This is a genomic window from Streptomyces blattellae (genome assembly GCF_009709555.1).
In the GTDB taxonomy this organism is placed as follows: domain Bacteria; phylum Actinomycetota; class Actinomycetes; order Streptomycetales; family Streptomycetaceae; genus Streptomyces; species Streptomyces blattellae.
Genome location: NZ_WJBG01000127.1, coordinates 21,018 through 39,876 on the forward strand (window position 1 = coordinate 21,018; position 18,859 = coordinate 39,876).

Below are 18,859 nucleotides of genomic sequence, written 5' to 3' on the forward strand. Positions count from 1 at the left end.
TCAATCCCCCAGGTCGAGCGTGAGTTTGGTGACGGCGAACGCCTCGGCGTAGCGCTCGTGGCATTCGATTCCGCGGATGCGTGCGAGGCCGAGGAAGGCCTCGCGGTCGTACCAGGGCCGGTGCCGCTGCGAGGGGTAGTGCTCCTGCAGCAGCCGCACCTTCTGTTCGGCGGTCTCCGGCGAGAGCGGCTGGTACGCGGCCGGACGGCCGAGATCGCCGTCCCACTTGACGATCTCGTAGCCGAGGACGAGGTGGTCGCGGAACGCGGTGGGTACGAGCTGCGCCAGGCCGCGGTGGTCCTGGTGCGCGTCATCGGTGCGCGGGGCGAGGATCAGGTCCGGGTCGGTCTGCGTGCGCAGCTCCTCGACGGCGGACTTGGCCTCCTCCCAGTGCGCGGGCAGGCGGCCGTCGGGCAGCTTGTGCACGGTCAGCCGCAGGTCGGCGCCCGGGCAGAAGGCGGCGAGCGCGGCCTTCTCCTCCTGCTCGCGCTCGCTGCCGCCGCCGGAGAGCACCAGCGCGTCGACCCGGATGCCCGGCCGCGCGCGGCACAGCGTCAGCAGCGTGCCGCCCGCGCCGATGGCGATGTCGTCGCAGTGCGCGCCCACCGCGACGATCCGGTCCAGGCTGCCGGCGCCGATCCGGATCACGCGCTCACCCCCGCGCCGTCCCGTTCCCACACGGCCCACGGGCGGTCGCCCCGGGTGTAGGCGGCGTCGAGCGCGGCCCGCTCCTTCACGGTGTCGGTCGGCTTCCAGAAGCCGCGGTGCTGGTGCGCCACCAACCGGCCGCGCTTGGCCAGTTGGGCGCATCCGTCGGCGACCAGGTCGCCGTTCTCCGGAATGTGGTCGAAGACCTCCTGGCGGAGCACGAAGTAGCCGCCGTTCTCCCACAGCGGCAGGTCGCTCACCGCGGTGATGCCTCCCACCAGGCCGTCCTCCCCCAACTCCACGCAGTGGAAAGAGGATTGCGGCGGGACGACCATCATCGACGCACCGGCGTCGCGCCGGGCGAACCGGTCGATCATCTCCGGCAGCGGGGCGTCGGTGAGCACGTCGGCATAGTTGGCGAGGAACATCTCGTCGCCGTCGAGGTGGTGCCGTACCCGGCGCAGCCGCTCCCCGATCGGTGACTCGATGCCGGTCTGCGCGAACGTGATCGTCCAGTCCGCTATGTCCGTGGACAGCAGCTCGGTCCGCCCGCCGCGCAGTACGAAGTCGTTGGACGTCGTCTCCTCGTAGGTGAGGAAGAAGTTCTTGATGTGGTGGGCCCCGTACCCCAGGCACAGGATGAACTCCGTGTGCCCGAAGTGCGCGTAGTAGCGCATGACGTGCCAGATCAGCGGCCTGGGGCCGACCATCGCCATCGGCTTGGGCACGTCGTCCGCGGCACCGCTCCGCATCCGCATCCCGTAACCGCCGCAGAACAGAACGACCTTCATGGCTTGACCTCGACAATGCTCAGTTCCGGGATGGGAAAGACGAGTCGGCCGCCCCAGTCGTGCACGAACGACAGCTGCTCGACCAGCTCGGCCCGCAGGTTCCACGGGAGGACGAGGACGTAGTCCGGCCGGTCGGCGGCGATCCGCTCGGGCGGCAGGATCGGGATACGGGTGCCGGGGGTGAACCTGCCGTGCTTGTAGGGGTTGCGGTCGACGGTGTACGGGAGCAGGTCGGGACGGATGCCGCAGTGGTTGAGCAGGGTGTTGCCCTTGCCCGGGGCGCCGTAGCCGACGACCGTCTCGCCCCGCTCGGCCGCCTCGATGAGGAACCGCAGCAGGTCCCGGCGCACCTTGGCCACCCGGGCGGAGAACTCGGTGTACCCGGACAGCTCCTGGAGCCCGGCGGCCTTCTCCCGGTCCAGTACGTCGGTCACCCGCTGAGTCGGCTCGCCGGCCGCCTCGGCCGGCCGGGCCCACAGCCGGACGGAGCCGCCGTGCGTGGGCAGCAACTCGACGTCCACGAGCGTGAGTCCGCCGCTCGCGAGGGCTCGGGTCGCGGACGCGACCGTGTAGTACTGGAAGTGCTCGTGGTAGACCGTGTCGTACTGGTTCTCCTCGATCAGGGTCAGCAGGTGCTGCACCTCGACGGAGACCCAGCCGTCGTCGGCGACCAGGGCGCGCAGCCCCCGGGTGAAACCGACCACGTCGGGGATGTGCGCGTACACGTTGTTGGCCACGACCAGGTCCGCCGGGCCGTGTTCGGCGCGGACGGCGGCGCCGGTGGCCGGGTCCAGGAACTCGGTGAGCGTGGGCACGCCCGCGTCCCGGGCCGCGGCGCCGACGTTCACCGAGGGCTCGATGCCGAGGCAGCGGATCCCGCGGTCCACCACGTGCCTCAGCAGGTACCCGTCGTTGCTCGCGACCTCGACCACGAACGCGTCGGGGCCGAGAGCGAGGCGCTGTACGGCGTCGGCGACGAACGTCCGCGCGTGCCGCACCCAGGAGGTCGAGTAGGAGGAGAAGTACGCGTACTGCGTGAACGTCTCCTCCGGCGTGATCAGCGGCGGGAGCTGCGCGAGCCAGCAGTCGGTGCACACCCGCAGGTGCAGCGGGTACGCCGGCTCCGGCTGGTCCAGTTGGTCCGCCGCGAGAAAGCTCTCACACGGCGGGGTCGCCCCGAGATCGACGACGCTCTCCAGCGCCGCCGAGCCGCAGAGTCGGCATCGTGTCATCTACTGCCCCCATCCCTGCTCGCGCGGGTGTCCCCACCCCGAGCCAGTGCTGACCGACCCGCGATCGCGGTGCGGTACTCATCCACCAGGCGCTTCAGCCCGACGGCCGGGCTGAAGTCCTGTTCGTAACGGCGCCGGGCCGCCAGCCCCATCTCCCGGCCCAGGGCCGGATCGGCGGTGATCCGGCGTATGCAGTCCGCGAGCGAGTCGCGCTCACCCGGCCGGTGCAGCAGCCCGGTCACCCCGTCCTCGACGAGTTCGACGAAGGCGCCGTGACCGGATGCGACGGCCGGGACCCCCGCCGCCATCGACTCCGCCACCACCAGCCCGAACGTCTCCAGGGCCAGCGAGGGGGCCACCACGGCGACCGACCGCGCGACGGCCTGCCGGCACTGCTCCGGGTCGAGCAGGCCGACGTACCGCACGTCCTCCCGGCCCGCCGCCCAGGCGGTCACCTCCCGCTCCAGTGGCCCCGCGCCGGCGAGCACGAGCGGCACGCCCACACCGCCGTCCGCGGCGATCTCGTCCCACACGGCCATGAGCAGCCGTACGCCCTTGGCCTCCGCGAGCCGGCCGAGAAAGAGCAACTGCTCGCCGGCGCCCGTCCGGCGGACGCCCGGATCGGGTACGAAGTTGTGCTTCACCGCCAGCCGCTCGGAGGGCATGCCGGACCGCACCAGGATGTCGCGCTGCGCCGCGGAGATGCAGAAGAACCGCTCCACGCCGGACCACCACCGCCGCCGGTTGACCGACAGGCTGACCGCGAGTGGCACCGTCGCCAGCCGGGAGCCGCGGTAGCAGCCGTGCCGGACGGCGGGCAGCGGCGCCGCGGAGCCGACGCACTCGGTGCACAGCCGGCCGTCCCGCCGCAGCGTTCCCGGCGGGCAGATCTGGGTGTAGTTGTGCAACGTGGCCACGGCGGGCACGTCGGCGTCGGCGCAGGCGGCCAGCACCGCGGGCGACAGGAGCGGGAAGACGTTGTGGACATGCACCACGTCCGGCCGCTCGGTGCGGAGCCGGGCGGCGAACTCCGCGCGGACCGCCGGGTTCCACGGCACAAGCAGCGGCACCGCGACCTTGCCCAGGAGGGACCGGGAGGCGATGTCGTCGCTGCGCCGCTCGAACACCTCGACCTGGTGGCCGGCCGCACGCAGCAGCCCCACCTCCTCATCGACGACCCTGTTCTCCCCGCTCGGCTGCGCCGAGGAGTAGCGGTTGTGCACCACCAGGACGTGCATGGTCAGGTCACCTCCGGTTCCCGGGCCCAGCGCGGGATACGTCGTTGGGGGACTGCGGGCGCCGTGAGCGGGGCGGCCGTGGCAGGCGCCGCCAGCAGCGAGGCGGCCAGGGCCAGATGCAGCAGGTACGCCGAGGCGTCGCCCAGCCCGGCCTCGGTGTACGAGGAGATCGCGACGTAGCTGATCAGGAAGATCGCGCAGGCCCTCGGCAGCGACGGTGGCCGCAGCAGCGCGACGCCGCCCAGCACGAGGATGAACGCCGCGACGAGGGTGACGCCGACCAGACCCTGCTCGTGGTAGACGGCCAGCCAGCTGTTGTCGATCGGCAGCCCGTCGAACGACTTGTCGCTCAGGCCCGTGCCGAACGACTTCTCCGCGGTCGTCCGGGGCGCTGCCAGCAGGGCGTCCCAGACCTTGGCCCGGCCGGTGAGGCTGGTGAAGTACTCCTGCGTCTGCCCGCGCAGGAACCACGCCCGTAGCGCGGAGGCGAACCCCACCGCGGCCACCGTGGCGACCAGCACCCCCCAGGCGAAGAACCGGCGCGCGGCGGCGCTGGTCAGGACGAGCGAGCAGATCGCCAGCACCAGCCCGACGAGCAGGCCTGCCGTGGCCGTCCGCGTATGGGTCAGCACGAGCAGGACGAGGGACGGCACGATGACCACCGCCGCGCTGATCCTGTCGGTCCGGCGGCCCAGTACGAGCAGCACGGTGAGCCCGGTGATCACCGCGGTGTACTGTCCGATCTGCGGCGGGGTGAGCGGCCACAGCGCGCCGACCAGCCGCCCGCCGTACAGCTCGGGCATGGCCGCGCCCGGTGAGATGGCCAGGCCGGCGACCACCGTCGCGAGCACCGCGAAGTACATCCGGATGTGGTACCGGACGAACGTCAGGCTGCCGTCCCACCATCGGCTGAGCAGCCACAGCGTGCCGACGAAGAGCGTCAGCCGGGCGCAGCGGAACAGCGCGCCGAACCCGGACTCCAGGTCCGCGCTGGAGATCACGCTCGGCACCAGCAGCAGGGTGAGCAGGAGCACGAAGGCGCTGGGCCGGATGCGCAGCCGGAGATTGAGCGCGAGCGCCAGCGCGAACGCGGCGACCAGTGCGCCCATGGTGACCATCTGGATGAGGGAGCGGGGCAGCTGGACGATGGTCTCGGCCCCGGCGGAGCCGAGCGTGTTGAGGCCCAGCAACGCCCAGGCGATCCCGACGGCCTTCGGTGTGCGGTCGCCGCCCGTCGGTGTGCGGTCCCCGCCCGTCGGTGTGCGGTCCCCGCCCGTCCGTGTGCGGTCCCCGCCCGTCGGTGTGCGGTCCCCGCCCGTCCGTGTGCGGTCCCCGCCCGTCCGTGTGCGGTCCCCGCCCGTCCGTGTGCGGTCCCCGCCCGTCGGTGTGCGGTCCCCGCCCGTCCGTGTGTGGTCGCCGCCCGTCCGTGTGCGGTCCCCGCCCGTCGGTCTGCGGTCCCCGCCCATCTCAACCACCGTCCCGCGGGCTGAGGGCGCTGCCCGCGTCCTGCCGGTACGGCGTGTCCTGCCACTGCCCGAAGTCGAGCGTCCGGCTCTGGTCGCCGGCGATGAAGCTCCACGGCCCGCGGTAGACGTTGTCGCGCCAGCGGTTGTGCTGCTTGTGGGTGATCGCCTCAGCCACCCGCCGGCCCTTGTACGGCGACCAGTCCGGATAGGTGCCGTAGTTGGACAGCACCGCCATGCGGCCGCACGCCGCCGTGCACTTGACGACGGACGTGTCCAGCTCGAAGCGGTTGCCGTGGATGTCCACCCGCTTGGTCTTCCACCGGCAGTCGGCGTAGAGCGGTGCGGAGGTGATCGCCGGCCGCGCGCAGCGGTCGGTGTCCTTCACCAGCAAGGTGCAGTAACCCGTCGAGGTGTTGGCGGGGCTGTTGCAGAACCGGTCGGCGTTCTCCCACAGGGTGATCCCGGACCAGTTGTCCTCCAGCACGTTCCGGTAGATCTCGATCTTGTCCGTGCGGGCCGGGATCCGGGGTTCGCCGCCGGACTCGGACACGTAGATCGTCGCGTACGGGAAGCTGTCGCCGCGGTCGGCGTTCTGGCGGCCCTCGACCCAGTTGTTCCGCCGGATCGTGTTGTTGCGGATGACCGCGTTGTAGCTGGTCTCGTACATCAGCGCGGCACCGTCGTTGGCTTCGAGCACGTTGTTCTCGATGCGGAAGTCGTTGTTGTTGTTGTCCGCCCAGAGCCCGGCTCCGCGGTTGTCGTGCACCCAGTTGCCGCGTACGTCGGCGCCGTTGACGGCCCAGAACTTGATGCCTCCGGTGCAGCCGCAGCCCGGCCGCCGGCGCTCCCAGTCGTCGGTGTTGTTGCCCACGATCTCGTTGCCCTCCACCACCAGGCCGCGGATGGAGTCGCCGGTCTTGTACGCGTTCATTCCGTACTGCCCGTTGTCGCGCAGGCAGTTGGCGCGGACCTCTTGGCGGGCACCGGCCATCAGTCCGGCGCCGGAGTTGTACTGGATCTTCGCGTGCTCGATCACCCACCCGTCGGCCATGTCATGGTTGACCACACCCTCGTCGTGCGGCGCGACGAACCCCTGCACGGTCAGGTAGCGGATGGTGACGTCGGGGGCGGTACCGCTGAAGGCGTAATTGTTGGTCTTCCGGCCGTCGAGCACCGCGCCCGGCCCGCCGAGGTAGCGGTTCCCCTTCTTGGGCATGACCTGGGCGTAGCGCTCCGGTTTGAGCCTGTGTGTGCCCGGTCGAAGCCAGAACGTGGTGTTCGGGGGGTTGCTCTCGGTCTTCTCGGCCAGGTCACCGACCACCTCGGGGTCCACCGTGACCGCGCCCGCGGGCGCCTTGGCCGGTCCGGCCGCGGGCTTGGCGCACACCCGGGCCACGGACGTCGAGGGCGCACCGGACATGGACGGCGCACCGGTCGGCTCCCTCCGGGACTCCGGCGTGCTCGTACAACCGGTCGCCGCCAGCAGGACCAGTGCCAGCGGTGCCGCCGGCCCCGCCCAGTTCCGCCACTTGCTCCCCACGCGCTCTCCTCCAAGCGGGTCCGTCGAAGTCCGGTGCGTATCGGCGCGTCTCAAAGGGGCGCGGGGCCGTGTCGATGTGCGGCTACCGCCGCGTGGGTGCGACCAGCCACGACGGACCCGCATCCGACGCACCGGACTGCCGGCGGAGCGCTCAGGGAGCCGCTGACGGATCTCCGCGGCGGCCCGACGCCCGGCACACTCCTCCACTGCGGGGGCTTTCGGCCGGCATACCGAGGGCACGGCCCGGACGCCGCTCCTTCCGCCACTGAGATCCATCAGAAGCCCCCTAGCCGCGGAACCCGAGCACGGTGGTGAAGCCCTCCGCGCCGTCGGTGAAGCCGGTGCCGAGCAGCGTGGTGGCGGGTTCCTTGCGCCCGAATCCCGCGGAGTACCAGCCCAGTGGCGGGGCGGTCTCGCCGCGGTGCGCCCGCCAGGACAGCTGCCCGGGCAGGTCGAGCACCGCGGAGCGTCCCTCGCCGTTCCGGGTCCAGGTGAGCACGGCCCGGTTACCCACCAGGTCCGCGGTGATCGCCGGGCCGAGGTGGAACGCCAGCCGCACGGCCCGGCGCGGGCCGCGCACCTCGTCGACCACCCTCAACTCCTGGCTCGCGGCCGTCAGTTCCACCCGGCGGCGGTGCACGGAGCGCTGGTAACCGTCGTGCTCGGCACACCAGCGGGCCGCCCCCTCACCGGATCCGTCCGCTGTGTCCGCGACCAGAACGCGGCTCTTGGCATGCCGGGTCCACAGGAACGGGCCGCCGGAGACGGACTGGTCACCGCCGTCCAGCTGCAGGGTGTTGTGGCCGAGGGTCGAGCGGAAGTACCGCCGCCACTCGGGCTGCCCGTGGTAGCAGTACGTCCCCGGGTCGGCGAGCACGTCGACCCCGTCGTGCCGGACCTCCACGGACAGCGCGTCCGCGTGGGCATGGGCGGCGATGGACAGGAAGCCGTGCGGACCACCGTCGCAGCGGCACCAGATCTCCCCCGGGCCGCGCAGGATGGTCATCCCCGCGTCGGCGAAGTGGGCCGGCCGGCTCGTCGGGCGGGTTTCGTTCGTCGGGTACGGCCGGATGAGCGCGGCCAGCAGCGGGGTGCGCACATCGGTGCCGGTCACCGCCGGCCACCAGGCGAGCCGGCCGAACACGGCGTCCCCGGTGGCCAGCAGCGAGGCCCAGCGGTCGGTGCCCCGGCCGTCCACGACCAGGCCGTGGCCGTCGTCCGCGTCCCCCTGGCGCGGCGGCCGCAGCCGGCTGTCCACGACGGCCGCGAGCGCGTCGGTCATCCGCAGCAGCACCAGCCGGACGGAGGCGGGGACCGGCCTGCCCGCGGCGTCCGCCTCGGCCACCGCGACCAGACCCAGCTCCAGCACCAGTCCGTGGTATTCGGTGGCCAGTTCGCGGTTGAGGCCGGAGCCGAAGGTATTGCCGCGCAGGTGCCGCTCCAGCGACCGCAGCGCGTCGGCCCGCCAGCGCGCCGACGAGGGGAACCAGCCGAACGCGCAGGCCGCTGCGAACTGCCCCGCGGCCTCGGCGATGACGTGGTTGTTCGCCGAGGACCCCCGGCTGGGGAAGGCGGCCAGCCAGCGCTGGTGGTGCCATATCTGGTTCAGCGCCACCGGGTTGCCCTCGAACAGTTCGGCGGCGCCCGGCCAGCCGTCGAGCAGCCGGCGGATCCACACCCAGGACAGCAGCCGGATCCCCAGCTCGATGCCGCTGATCCAGTGCACGCCGCGCAGCGGTGGGTTGGCCGCCCACCACGACCGCAGGTGCTCGGCCACTCGCTCGGCGTACCGCTCGTTGCCGGTGACGGCGTAGGCGGCGGCGAGCACGGTGAGGTACTGATGCCGGGACAGCTCCCAGATCTGCTTGATGTCCCCGACCGCGTCCTCGTTCCGGTACGGCACGTCGAAGGCGTAGCCCCACGGCGCCCGGCGCCCGGTCTTCGGGTCGCACCACCAGTCCGGGTCGGCCAGGTCGTCGCGGACCACCCCGAAGTACTCGACGTGCCCGAACATCAGCCGGTCCGCCTCGGCGACGAGGCGTTTCGCGGCGTCCGGCGGCACTGCGGCGATCGTCCCGGCGGGCAGTACCGCGGTGAACCGGGCGCCGGTCACGCCGGGGCAGTCGGGCCGCGCCGACCGCCACCGCCGTCTGCGCACCGCGTCGCCCACCCGGCCGCCGACCTCCCGCGGTCCCATCCGGGACAGCCGCCGCAGGTACCAGCCCGGACTCACCGAGCTCACCGTCATCGCGCACCCGCCAACGTCACCGGCGCACCGCCCGCCAGGCCTGCCTGCACGGCGAGGGTGGCCGACGTGGTGGCGACCAGCGACTGAAGCGGTACCGGCATCGGCCCGCCGGTCCGCACGGCCTTGATGAACGCGGCCAGTTCGGCGTTCTGGCCCTTGTCCCGGGCCTTGGGCAACCGCGAACTGACCCACCGCTTACGGCCGGCCCCTCCGTCTGCGAACAGCGAGGCACGGACGAAGTCGTCGAGCCGCAGCGCACGACCGTCCGCGACCAGGTCCAGCGTCTCCTTGGGGAAGCCGGCCGGGCCACTGGTGACGTAGCTGATGGTGGCGGTGGACCCGTCCGGGTAGCGCAGCACGACCTGAAGGTCCTCGTTGCCGGGCGTGGCGACCGCGTACACCGAGACCGGGTCGGCCTCGATCAGCCAGCTCGCCGTGTCGATGAAGTGCCCGCCCTCGCCAACGAACCGCGAGCCCTCGGTGCCCTGTCGGAGGTACCAGCTGCCGTGCTGCAGCCGGCCCGCGTTGACCAGATAGCGGAGGTTCGCCGGACCGCTCCGGGCGCCGAACCGCTGCCGGGCCTCTCGCAGCAGCGGCGCGAACCGGCGATTGAAGCCCACCTGCAGCCGGTCGTTGCCGGACTCCTCCACCGCCGCGAGGACCCCGGCCAGTTCATCCTCGGTGAGCGCCAGGGGCTTCTCCACGAACACGGTCTTGCCGGCCAGCAGTGCTTTCCGGGTCAGTTCGGCGTGCGAGCTGTGCCGGGTGACGACGAACACCGCGTCGATGGACTTGTCACCGAGTACGGCGTCGAGATCGGTGGTCGCCTCGGCGAAGCCGAACTTCCGCTGCGCGTTGGCCGCGGACAGGGCCGTCGTGGTGACGACGGTCGACAACCGCACGCCCTCGCGCTGTGCGAGATGCGGCAGCAGCATCGACGTCGCGTAGTTGCCCGCGCCGACGAACGCGAGCCGCACCGGCGTCCGGGCTGCCCGGGCCGGACCCCGCTGCACGCTTTCGGCAGACACGGCCACCGGGGGAACGGCCACCGCCGGAGCCTCGGCTTCCACCGTTCGCCCGGGGTACCGGAACAGCACGGCCACGGCCTTGAGGTCGCCGTCCTTCAGACGCTGGTACGTCTCCACGGCGGCGTCGAAGTCGGCTGTGTGGGAGACCAGCGGCTCCACGTCGACGCTGCCGCGGGCGAGGAGGTCGAGGAAGCAGGCCAGGTTGCGGCGCTCCGTCCAGCGCACGTAGCCGATCGGGTAGTCCCGTCCGTCCAGTTCGTACTCCGGGTCGTAGCGCCCGGGGCCGTAACTGCGGGAGAACCGGACGTCGAGTTCCTTCTCGTAGTACGCGTTCCAGGGCAGGTCCAGGCGGCACTTGCCGATGTCGACGACCCGGCCGCGGTCCCGGCTCAACTGGGCGGCCAGCTCGACGGGCTGGTTGCTGCCGCCGCCGGCGGCCAGGTACACCTGGTCCACGCCGTGACCGTCGGTGAGTCCGGCGACGGCGGATTCCACGGCCGCGGACGCGGGATCACCGCAGGCCGCGGCGCCCAGGCGCGCGGCCAGCTCGCAGCGCACCGGGTCGGGGTCGGCGCCGACGACGCGCACGCCCGAGGCCGCCAGCAGCTGCACGACCAGCTGCCCGATCAGCCCGAGGCCGATGACCAGCGCCACATCGCCGAGTTGCGGCTCGCCGCGGCGGACGCCCTGCAGCGCGATCGACCCGACCGTGCCGAAGGCCGCGTGCCGCGGCGCGAGGCCGTCCGGCACCGGCGTGTAGAGGTTCTTCGGCACCCAGTTCAGCTCGGCGTGCAGTGCGTGCTCGTTGCCGGCGCAGGCCACGAGGTCGCCGACCTTCACATCGTCGATCCCGGCGCCGACCTGCTCGACCACCCCGCACAGCGAGTAGCCCAGCGGCGTGTAGGAGTCCAGCTTGCCCATCACCTTGCGGTAGGTGGCGGGCACCCCGTTGGTGGCCACGCTCTGCATGACCTTGGCCACCTGGTCCGGCCGGGAGCGGGCCTTGCCCACCATCGACATACCGGCCTCGGACACCTTCATCAGCTCGGTCCCGGTGGATATCAGCGAGTAGGCGCTGCGGACCAGCACGCCGCCCGGCTTGCACCCCGGCACCGGCACGTCGAGCACCGCCAGCTCGCCGCTCTTGTAGTTCTGCACAACCTGTTTCACCCGAGCTCCCCTTGTTTCCACGTCGTCAAGCCGCCCGGCTCTGGCCGGCGCCAGAGGTCGCGCCGCGATACCAGTACTCGACCGTCAGCACATGCCACAGATGCTTGGAGAAGTCCCGCTGCCCGGCGGCGTCCTCGGCGACCATCCGCGCCAGCGCGTCGCGGCGCAGGATCCCGGAACCGACGAGCACGCCGTCGTTCACCACCTCGCGCACCAGCGGTGCCAGATCCCGGCTCATCCAGGCACGCAGCGGGGCGCTGAACAGGCCCTTGGGCCGGTACACGATCTCCCGGGGCAGGACCGAGCCGGCCGCCTCCTTGAGGACGGCCTTGCCCTGCCGTCCGGCGATCTTGCGGTCGCCGGGCACCGCGAACGCCGCCTTGACCACCTCGACGTCCACGTACGGCACCCGTACCTCGGTCGACGCGGCCATGCTGGAGCGGTCCGTGTAGGCGAGGTTCAGGCCCGGCAGGAACATCCGGGCGTCGGTCAGGCACATGCGGTTGACGAAGTCGTCGAGGTCGTTGTCCTGGTAGACGTCCGTGTGCTCGGTCAGCACGTCCCCGACCGCCTGGGCCAGGTCCGGATCGACCAGGGCGAGCAGCTCGTCCTGGTCGTACATGGTGTAGCTGCGCCGGAACGCGGTCTCCTCCGGCAGCTCGGCGAAGGAGAGGAACCGCTTCGCGAAGCGCACCGACCGGTACCCCCGGCGGGACGTGGCGACCGGCAGCCGGTCCACGACCCCGGACACCCCGCGCCGCAGGGGCCGCGGGACGCGCTGGTAGCGCAGCGCGATCAGGTTGGCCAGGTGCTTGCGGTACCCGGCGAACAGCTCGTCGGCGCCCATCCCCGAGAGCATCACCTTGACCCCGGCCTCCCGGGCGGCCGAGCAGATCAGGAACGTGTTGATCGCGGCGGGGTCGCCGATCGGCTCGTCCAGGTGGTACGTCATCCGCGGCAGCAGGTCGAGCACGTTCGGGGCGATCTCGATCTCGTGGAGGTCGACGCCGAACCGCTCGGCCACCTGCCGGGCGTAGCGCAGGTCGTCCGGCATCGCCTCGAACCTGGCGTCCTCGGCGCGGAATCCGATCGTGTAGGCGGAGATCCCGGGTTGGTGACGGGCCGCGAGCGCGGTCAGGTAGCTGGAGTCGAGACCGCCGGAGAGGAAGGTCGCCACGGGTACGTCGGAGAGCAGGTGGCGGCGCGTCGACTCCTCGACGAGGGCGGCGATGTCCGGTGGCTCACTGTCGCGGGCCTCGCGGGCGACGTCCCGCAGGTTCCAGTACCGGCCGCGCTCCACCCGGCCGTCGGGCCGGCACCGCAGCCAGCTGCCCGGCGGCAGCTTCTCCGCCTCGCGGAACGCGCACCGTGAGTCCGGCACCCAGTAGTAGAGCAGCGAGGCCACCAGCGCCGCATGGTCCACCTCCAGCGACCCGCCGGTCGCGGCGGCGAGGGCCTTCAGCTCGGAGGCGAACACCAGGCCCGCACCGCGCCGGAGCAGGAACAGCGGCTTGATGCCCAACTGGTCGCGGGCCAGCACCAGTTCACCGGTGCGCTCGTCGAAGATCCCGAACGCGAACATGCCGCGCAGCCGGGGCAGGCAGTCCGTACCCCAGCGCCGCCAGGCCTCAAGGAGCACCTCGGTGTCGGAGGTGCCGCGGAAGCGCACCCCGGCGGCGGCCAACTCGGCACGCAGCTCGGGCGCGTTGTACAGCTCGCCGTTGTACGTCAGAGCGAGGCCGTCCGAGACCATCGGCTGGGCGCCGGTCTCGGACAGGTCGATGATGGCCAGCCTGCGGTGCCCGAGCTGCACTTCGCCGTCAGCGGCGGGGTGGCCGTACCGGCCCGCCCCGTCCGGACCGCGGTGGGCGAGGGTGTCGGTGAGCCGGTCGGTCACCGCCTTCCCGCCCGGCCATCGGTACGTACCTGCGATGCCACACATGTCCTACCGCGCCTCCTGGTCGTTGTCCGGGACCCGTGCGGCCCACAGCGGCTGCCGCTCCGTCCGCCGCGGTCCCTCCCCCGCTGCCTGAACGGCGTGGGAGGTACCCCCACCGTTCTGCCGGGCCGGCCGCTCGCTGTGGCCCCGCAGCGCGGTGTGCAGCCCGTCCCACAGCGTGCCGTCGGTCCGGTCACGCGGATCGGGGTCGATCAGCACCACCCCGATCACCGGGATGCGCTGGTCCGCGAGCTGCCGCGCCACGGTGTGCAGCCATGCGGCGCTGCCGTGTCCGGCACGCACGACGAGCACGGTCCGGGTGCCGAGGTACCGCAGGTCGGTCCACGCCGTGCCGGGCGCCACCGAGCCGACGCCGAGCCGGCGCTCGTGATGCGACACGGCCGCGGCACGCTCGCCGCTGACCACGGTCGGATCTCCCGGCTTCGGGCGGCGGCCGTCGAGCTGCGGGCCGGGCAGCCCGTCGACGATGACCACGGGCCCGTCCGCCGCCAGTGCCCTGGCGACGTCCAGGGCGATCACGCTCGCGCCGCGGGCACAGCCCAGTTCCAGCAGCGACACCGGTTCCGCGGAGCCGCGCACGGTGCGGGTCAGGGACGCGGTGAGCCGCCGGCGTGCGGCCCGGGTCCTTCGGCGCTGCCACAGCCTGCCGGTCCGGTGCGGCAGCTCCGCGATGACCGAGGCGCCCAGGTTCGCCGCGATGTCCCGGCGCAGCACCGGACGGTCCGCCACCACCGCGCCGACCGCGGCCAGCGCGAGTCCGAGGACGAGCCCGAGGACGAGCCCGATCCCGGCGTCGGTGGCAGCGGCCCTGGGCAGCGAGTGCCGCACCGCGCGCGGGGCGTCCACGATCTGCGTGCCGGCGATGACCCTGGGCGTGCCGGTGCGCGCCTCCGCGGCGCGCTGGTCGAAGTCGGCGATCCGCGAGTTGAGTTCGGCCCGGCGGGCGAAGAGCGACTCGATGCCCGCCGCCGCTTCCGGGTCGCTCTCCGGCGACCGGTCCCCGATCTCCTTGTTGACCTCGGCGAGTTCGGCCCGCATGCGGTCACGCTGGTCGAGCAGGGCGTCCGACTCCGCCTTCGCGGCTTCCCGCATCCGCCGCACATGGTCCGCGACGAACGCGTCGGCCAGCGCCTTGGCCCGGGCCACCGCGTCCGCGTCGCTGTCACCCGTCACATCGATCTGCAGCAGGTTGTTGGTCAGGCCGGTCCCCCGGTAGTCCCGCATGAAGTCTTCAGGCTTTTCCGGGGACTTGAGGGACCGCAGGGCCAGCTCCGCGATCCGCGTGGTCCCCAGCAACTCGACGTCGGTGCGGATCAGCGTTCCGGTGTCGTTCGGCTGGTCCTCCTGATGCGCGACCAGCACCTTGGTCACCGCGCTCGGCGGCGGCGGCAGCAGGACCGCCACCGCCGCGCCGGCCAGCAGCCCCAGCAGCGCCATGGCGGACCAGAGGCGGCGGCGCCTGCGCACCGCCACCACCAGCGCCTGCAGGTCGACCAGCGGAGCGGCGGCCGACGACTGGGACGTCGTACTCGTCGTCACGCTGAACCTCCCGTCGCGTGGCCGCGAACCGCGAGCGCGGGAGTGGCGTCGTCCGGAGGATGGCCGGCGGACCGTGCCGGCGGACGGGTCCGGACCGGTCCGGCGACGACGATGCCGACGACCTCGTGTCTGCCGTCCGCACACGCCTCGGCGATGCCGGCGAGTTCCTCCGCGGTCCAGCTGCCCGCGCTGAGGACGACCAGGGCACCGGCCTCGGTGTCACGGTCCGGCACCGTCGGCCGGTCCACCGAAACCCCCACCACCCGCAACTGCGGATCGCTGCCGGCCTCGGCGATGAGCTGCCCGGCGGCCCGGCGGGCGATCTCGTCGCCGTCCGGTACGACGACCAGCAGCCGCCGGGGGGCGGGCAGCCGGTCCCGGAGGCGAGCGCACACCCGCCGGTAGCGGATCCGTCGGCCGGCCTCGTCGCCGGACCTCTGCGGGGTCGGTATGTCCCACCGGGTGTCGATGCCGAGGAGCCGGCGGGTCCAGGCCCGTGGGCCCCCGCCGTCCGGCCGGTGCGCGCTCCGCTCACCCGGCACGTCGACGGTGCCGAGGAGCGTTGAGCCCAGCGCGGCGGCGATCTCCGGTTCGGTGCGCAGTCGGCGGTTCATCCGCGCGGCGGCGAGATGGCCGATGACCGCGAGCAGGAAGAACAGCAGTGCCCCTCCGAGGATGAGCTGCGTCCGCGTCGGCGGCGCCTCTCCGGTCGGCCGGGCGGCCGGCCCCATGACGACCATGCTGGCCCTGTCGTTCGCCGGGTCGGCCTCGTCCAGCTTCTGCATGGCCTCCTCCAGCGAGGTGCGCAGCTGCTCAAGTTCGGTGCGGGCCTGCACGCTCTCCACGGTCTGCCCCGGATCGGCCGCGTCGGCCAGCTCGGTGATGCGGCGGTTGGTGTCCTCCACCTGCTGCCGCAACGCTTCGGCGGCCGTGGCCGCCGCGGAGTCTGTGCTGCCGCTTGTGATTCGCGCGGCGTATGTGACGAATTGCCGGGCCATCCGGTCGGCGAGCCGCTGCGCGCGCTCCGGGGTGTCGGCCGTACCCGAGATCTTGATGATGTTCCCGTCGGCGGCCTTGGCGCTGACTCGGTCCCGCAGCTCGGTGCCGCTGACGCCGCTCCAGTCGAGAGCGGCGGCCACGCGGTCGACCACCGTCGAACTGGTGGCGACGTCCACCTGGGTCAGCAGCTCGCGCTCCTCCCACTGCCCCGGCAGCAGTACCGATGCCGACGCCGTGTAACGCGGCGGGAACAGCACCGAGGTGCCGTAGCCGACGAGTGCGCCCACCACGGCGAGGGCGGCGAGAAGCCGCCACCGCCGACGGAGAATCCGCCCGATCGTGGCCAGACGGATCGTGTCATCGCTCAACGGCGCTGCCTCTTCCCTGTGCGGACCGGGTCGAGAGCCGACACCGGAGTGTGGTCACGGCACGCGGCGGCGTAGGCGGCGAGCAGCGACGCTTGCGAGTTCCGCCACGAAAGCTCCCCGCCGATCCGCTCCTGACCGACCTTGCCCATCCGGGCCCGCTTCTCCGGGTCGTCGAGGAGCGACGCGATGAGCACCGCGAACTCGGCCTCGTCGTCGGCGGGCGCGTAGACGGCGGCGTCACCGGCGGAGACTCGCGCTTCCTTCAGGTCGAACGAGACGATCGGCCGGCCCATCGCCATGTACTCCAGGACCTTGTTCATGGTCGACACGTCGTTGAGCGGGTTGCGCGGGTCGGGGGACAGGCACACGTCCGCGGTGGACAGGTAGCGCACCAGGTCGGCGTCCGGAATGCGCCCGGTGAACTGCACCTGCTCGTGCAGCCCGAGCCGCCGGGACAGCTCCACCATCGCGTCGAAGGCGTCGCCCGCGCCGACGAACACCGCATGCCAGTCGGTCCGTCCGAGCTCGTCGCGCAGCTTCGCGAGAGCCCGCAAGGCGTAGTCGACGCCGTCCTGCGGACCCATGACGCCGAGGTAACACAGCAGATGAGGCTTGCCGTGCTTCAGCTCCGGCTCGGGGGGCACCGGTTGGAACCGTTCGATGGCGGGCGCGCTGCGCACCACGAACACGTCCTCCGGCCGCCGGCCGCCACGGCGCAGCGCGACGTCCCGGTAGCTCTCGTTCGTGGCGAGCACGATGTCCGCGGCCCGGTAGGTCCGCCGTTCCAGCGCGCACACGGCGCGGTAGAGCAGGTCTTCGCCGCGGTCGAACCGGGAGAGGTACAGCTCGGGTACCAGGTCGTGCTGGTCGAAGACGAACCGCGCGCCGCGCCGCTTCAGCCAGAGTGCCGGCAGGAACAGCAGGTCGGGCGGGTTGCAGGCGTGGACCACGTCGACCGGGCCGACCTTGCGGGCCAGCCGGACCGTGTGCCACAACGCCGATCCGTACTCCCGCAGATAGCCGGCCGGTCCTCCGGTGGCCGCGCGCAACGGGTAGCGGTGGATCCGCACCCCGTCGATCTCCGCCTCCGGCTCCGTGTCCCGCTTCTCCCCCCGGGGACAGATGACGTGCACCTCCCAGCCCGCGTCGCGCAGCGTCGTGCACTCCTGCCACACCCGCCGGTCGAACGGCACCGACAGGTTCTCCACCAGGATCAGCGCGCGCCGGTCCGGCCGGCCGACGCCGGCTGTGTCACCGAACGATGTGTCACCAAGCAAGGCCCATGTACCCCGGTTCGGCCCGCCGCGCCTCGGCGTCGGGAAGGTGGATGAGGTCGACGATCACTGGTCCGTCACCGTGCGGCAGCGCCGCCAGCACGGCCGGATCCCTGGTTCCGACCAGGCACACCTCGGCGTGCTCCAGCACCTCGTCGACGGAGCTCGCGAGCAGTTGCGCGAGGTGCGGCAGCCGGGTCTCGATGTACTCGCGGTTCGCGCCGATCAGCCGGGAGAGGCTCACGTTGGCGTCGTGGATCCGCAGGTCGTAACCCTTGCCGAAGAGCCGCTCCGCCAGCTCGACGAGCGGGCTCTCGCGGAGGTCGTCGGTGCCGGGTTTGAAGGACAGCCCGAACATTCCCACCCGGCGCTTGCCGGTGCGTTCGACCAGCTCCACCGCGCGCTGCAGATGGGCGGAGTTGGAGGGCAGCACGTGGGCGAGGATGGGTACCGAGATGTCGGCCCGCTGCGCCGCGTGGACCAGGCTGCGCAGGTCCTTGGGCAGGCAGGAGCCGCCGAAGGCGAAGCCCGGCCGCAGGTAGGCGGGGCTGACATTCAGCTTGCGGTCGGCCAGGAACACGTCCATCACCTGGTGCGAGTCCACCCCGAGCGCCTGGCACACCGCGCCCAGCTCGTTCGCGAAGCCGATCTTGAGGCCGTGGAACGCGTTGTCCGCGTACTTGACCGCCTCCGCCGTCGGGACCGACACCCGGAACACCTCGCCGGGCAGGCCGTCGTACAACGCCAGCACCGCGTCACCGCTCGCCGGGTCGAGTTCGCCGACGACGGTCTTGGGCGGGTCGAAGAAGTCCCGCACGCTCGTGCCCTCGCGCAGGAACTCCGGATTGACCGCGACCCCGATGTCCACTCCGGCCGTGCCGCCGACGTACTTCTCCAGGATCGGTACCAGCAGGTTCAGGCAGGTGCCCGGGAGCATGGTGCTGCGGAACACGACGGTGTGCCGGCCCCCCTGCTTCGCCCCCTCGGCCAGCACGGCGCCGATCTGCTCGGTGACCCGCTCCAAGTACGTGGTGCACAGGCTGCCGTTGGGCTCCGACGGCGTGCCCACGCAGACCAGCGACACCTCGCTGCCCATGACCGCCTCGCGGACGTCGCCGGTGGCCCGCAGCGCTCCGGTCCGCACGACCTCGGCGATGAGCTCGCCGATCCGCTCCTCCACGACCGGGGCCCTGCCGTCGTTGACCAGGTCGACCTTCACCTGGTTCACGTCCACCCCGATGACCTCGTGCCCCATGCCGGCCAGGCACGCGGCCGACACACAGCCCACGTAGCCGAGCCCGAAAACGCTGACCTTCATGATCCGTCCCTCCCCCAGGCAGGCCCCTTGCGGCCTGCGG

Annotated in this window: 13 protein-coding genes; all 13 read right to left on the bottom strand. The window is 72.2% G+C overall.

The genetic code is table 11. From position 1 onward, the window contains the following. Entirely contained in the window at positions 1 to 648 is a 648-nt protein-coding gene (locus GFH49_RS11585; protein WP_155055756.1) for a PIG-L deacetylase family protein, read from the bottom strand. Next, on the bottom strand, positions 645 to 1,439 hold the full coding sequence (locus tag GFH49_RS11590) for a glycosyltransferase family protein (protein WP_155055757.1): 795 nt from the start codon (positions 1,437 to 1,439) through the stop codon (positions 645 to 647). Before GFH49_RS11590 ends, GFH49_RS11585 begins: the two co-directional genes overlap by 4 nt. Then, positions 1,436 to 2,671, bottom strand: coding sequence for a class I SAM-dependent methyltransferase (locus GFH49_RS11595; protein WP_155055758.1), 1,236 nt, complete (start codon positions 2,669 to 2,671; stop codon positions 1,436 to 1,438). The genes GFH49_RS11590 and GFH49_RS11595 overlap by 4 nt, the downstream gene beginning before the upstream one ends. Further along, positions 2,668 to 3,909 (bottom strand): glycosyltransferase, encoded by a 1,242-nt coding sequence (locus GFH49_RS11600; protein ID WP_155055759.1) that lies wholly within the window; start codon positions 3,907 to 3,909, stop codon positions 2,668 to 2,670. Before GFH49_RS11600 ends, GFH49_RS11595 begins: the two co-directional genes overlap by 4 nt. 2 nt (positions 3,910 to 3,911) lie before the next feature. Next, positions 3,912 to 5,375 carry an O-antigen ligase domain-containing protein gene (locus GFH49_RS11605; RefSeq protein WP_230396249.1) on the bottom strand — a complete coding sequence of 488 codons (1,464 nt, stop codon included), beginning with the start codon at positions 5,373 to 5,375 and terminating at the stop codon, positions 3,912 to 3,914. Position 5,376: 1 nt separating this feature from the next. Continuing rightward, positions 5,377 to 6,915 carry a right-handed parallel beta-helix repeat-containing protein gene (locus GFH49_RS11610; RefSeq protein ID WP_196217943.1) on the bottom strand — a complete coding sequence of 513 codons (1,539 nt, stop codon included), beginning with the start codon at positions 6,913 to 6,915 and terminating at the stop codon, positions 5,377 to 5,379. A gap of 286 nt (positions 6,916 to 7,201) precedes the next feature. Next, entirely contained in the window at positions 7,202 to 9,163 is a 1,962-nt protein-coding gene (locus GFH49_RS11615; protein WP_155055761.1) for a heparinase II/III family protein, read from the bottom strand. Then, positions 9,160 to 11,361: a bi-domain-containing oxidoreductase gene (locus tag GFH49_RS11620; RefSeq protein ID WP_155055762.1), complete on the bottom strand. Its 2,202-nt coding sequence runs from the start codon at positions 11,359 to 11,361 to the stop codon at positions 9,160 to 9,162. The genes GFH49_RS11615 and GFH49_RS11620 overlap by 4 nt, the downstream gene beginning before the upstream one ends. 25 nt (positions 11,362 to 11,386) lie before the next feature. Continuing rightward, the gene (asnB, locus tag GFH49_RS11625) at positions 11,387 to 13,303 is read right to left on the bottom strand and encodes an asparagine synthase (glutamine-hydrolyzing) (RefSeq protein WP_155055763.1); all 1,917 of its coding nucleotides are present in this window, start codon (positions 13,301 to 13,303) and stop codon (positions 11,387 to 11,389) included. A gap of 3 nt (positions 13,304 to 13,306) precedes the next feature. Further along, a complete protein-coding gene (locus GFH49_RS11630; protein ID WP_155055764.1) occupies positions 13,307 to 14,860 on the bottom strand; it encodes a Wzz/FepE/Etk N-terminal domain-containing protein in 1,554 nt (517 codons plus the stop codon). Then, positions 14,857 to 16,227 (bottom strand): Wzz/FepE/Etk N-terminal domain-containing protein, encoded by a 1,371-nt coding sequence (locus GFH49_RS11635; RefSeq protein WP_155055765.1) that lies wholly within the window; start codon positions 16,225 to 16,227, stop codon positions 14,857 to 14,859. Before GFH49_RS11635 ends, GFH49_RS11630 begins: the two co-directional genes overlap by 4 nt. Beyond that, positions 16,224 to 17,504 (bottom strand): glycosyltransferase family 4 protein, encoded by a 1,281-nt coding sequence (locus tag GFH49_RS11640; RefSeq protein ID WP_155055766.1) that lies wholly within the window; start codon positions 17,502 to 17,504, stop codon positions 16,224 to 16,226. The genes GFH49_RS11635 and GFH49_RS11640 overlap by 4 nt, the downstream gene beginning before the upstream one ends. Further along, on the bottom strand, positions 17,494 to 18,819 hold the full coding sequence (locus tag GFH49_RS11645) for a nucleotide sugar dehydrogenase (RefSeq protein ID WP_155055767.1): 1,326 nt from the start codon (positions 18,817 to 18,819) through the stop codon (positions 17,494 to 17,496). The genes GFH49_RS11640 and GFH49_RS11645 overlap by 11 nt, the downstream gene beginning before the upstream one ends. Between the last annotated feature and the right edge of the window lie 40 nt (positions 18,820 to 18,859).

What these genes read in the sequence shown, in the direction of transcription:
- GFH49_RS11590 (WP_155055757.1), bottom strand. Translation starts at nt 1,439, where the DNA reads ATGAAGGTCGTTCTGTTCTGCGGCGGTTACGGGATGCGGATGCGGAGC.
- GFH49_RS11595 (WP_155055758.1), bottom strand. Translation starts at nt 2,671, where the DNA reads ATGACACGATGCCGACTCTGCGGCTCGGCGGCGCTGGAGAGCGTCGTC.
- GFH49_RS11600 (WP_155055759.1), bottom strand. Translation starts at nt 3,909, where the DNA reads ATGCACGTCCTGGTGGTGCACAACCGCTACTCCTCGGCGCAGCCGAGC.
- GFH49_RS11605 (WP_230396249.1), bottom strand. Translation starts at nt 5,375, where the DNA reads ATGGGCGGGGACCGCAGACCGACGGGCGGGGACCGCACACGGACGGGC.
- GFH49_RS11615 (WP_155055761.1), bottom strand. Translation starts at nt 9,163, where the DNA reads ATGACGGTGAGCTCGGTGAGTCCGGGCTGGTACCTGCGGCGGCTGTCC.
- asnB (WP_155055763.1), bottom strand. Translation starts at nt 13,303, where the DNA reads ATGTGTGGCATCGCAGGTACGTACCGATGGCCGGGCGGGAAGGCGGTG.
- GFH49_RS11645 (WP_155055767.1), bottom strand. Translation starts at nt 18,819, where the DNA reads ATGAAGGTCAGCGTTTTCGGGCTCGGCTACGTGGGCTGTGTGTCGGCC.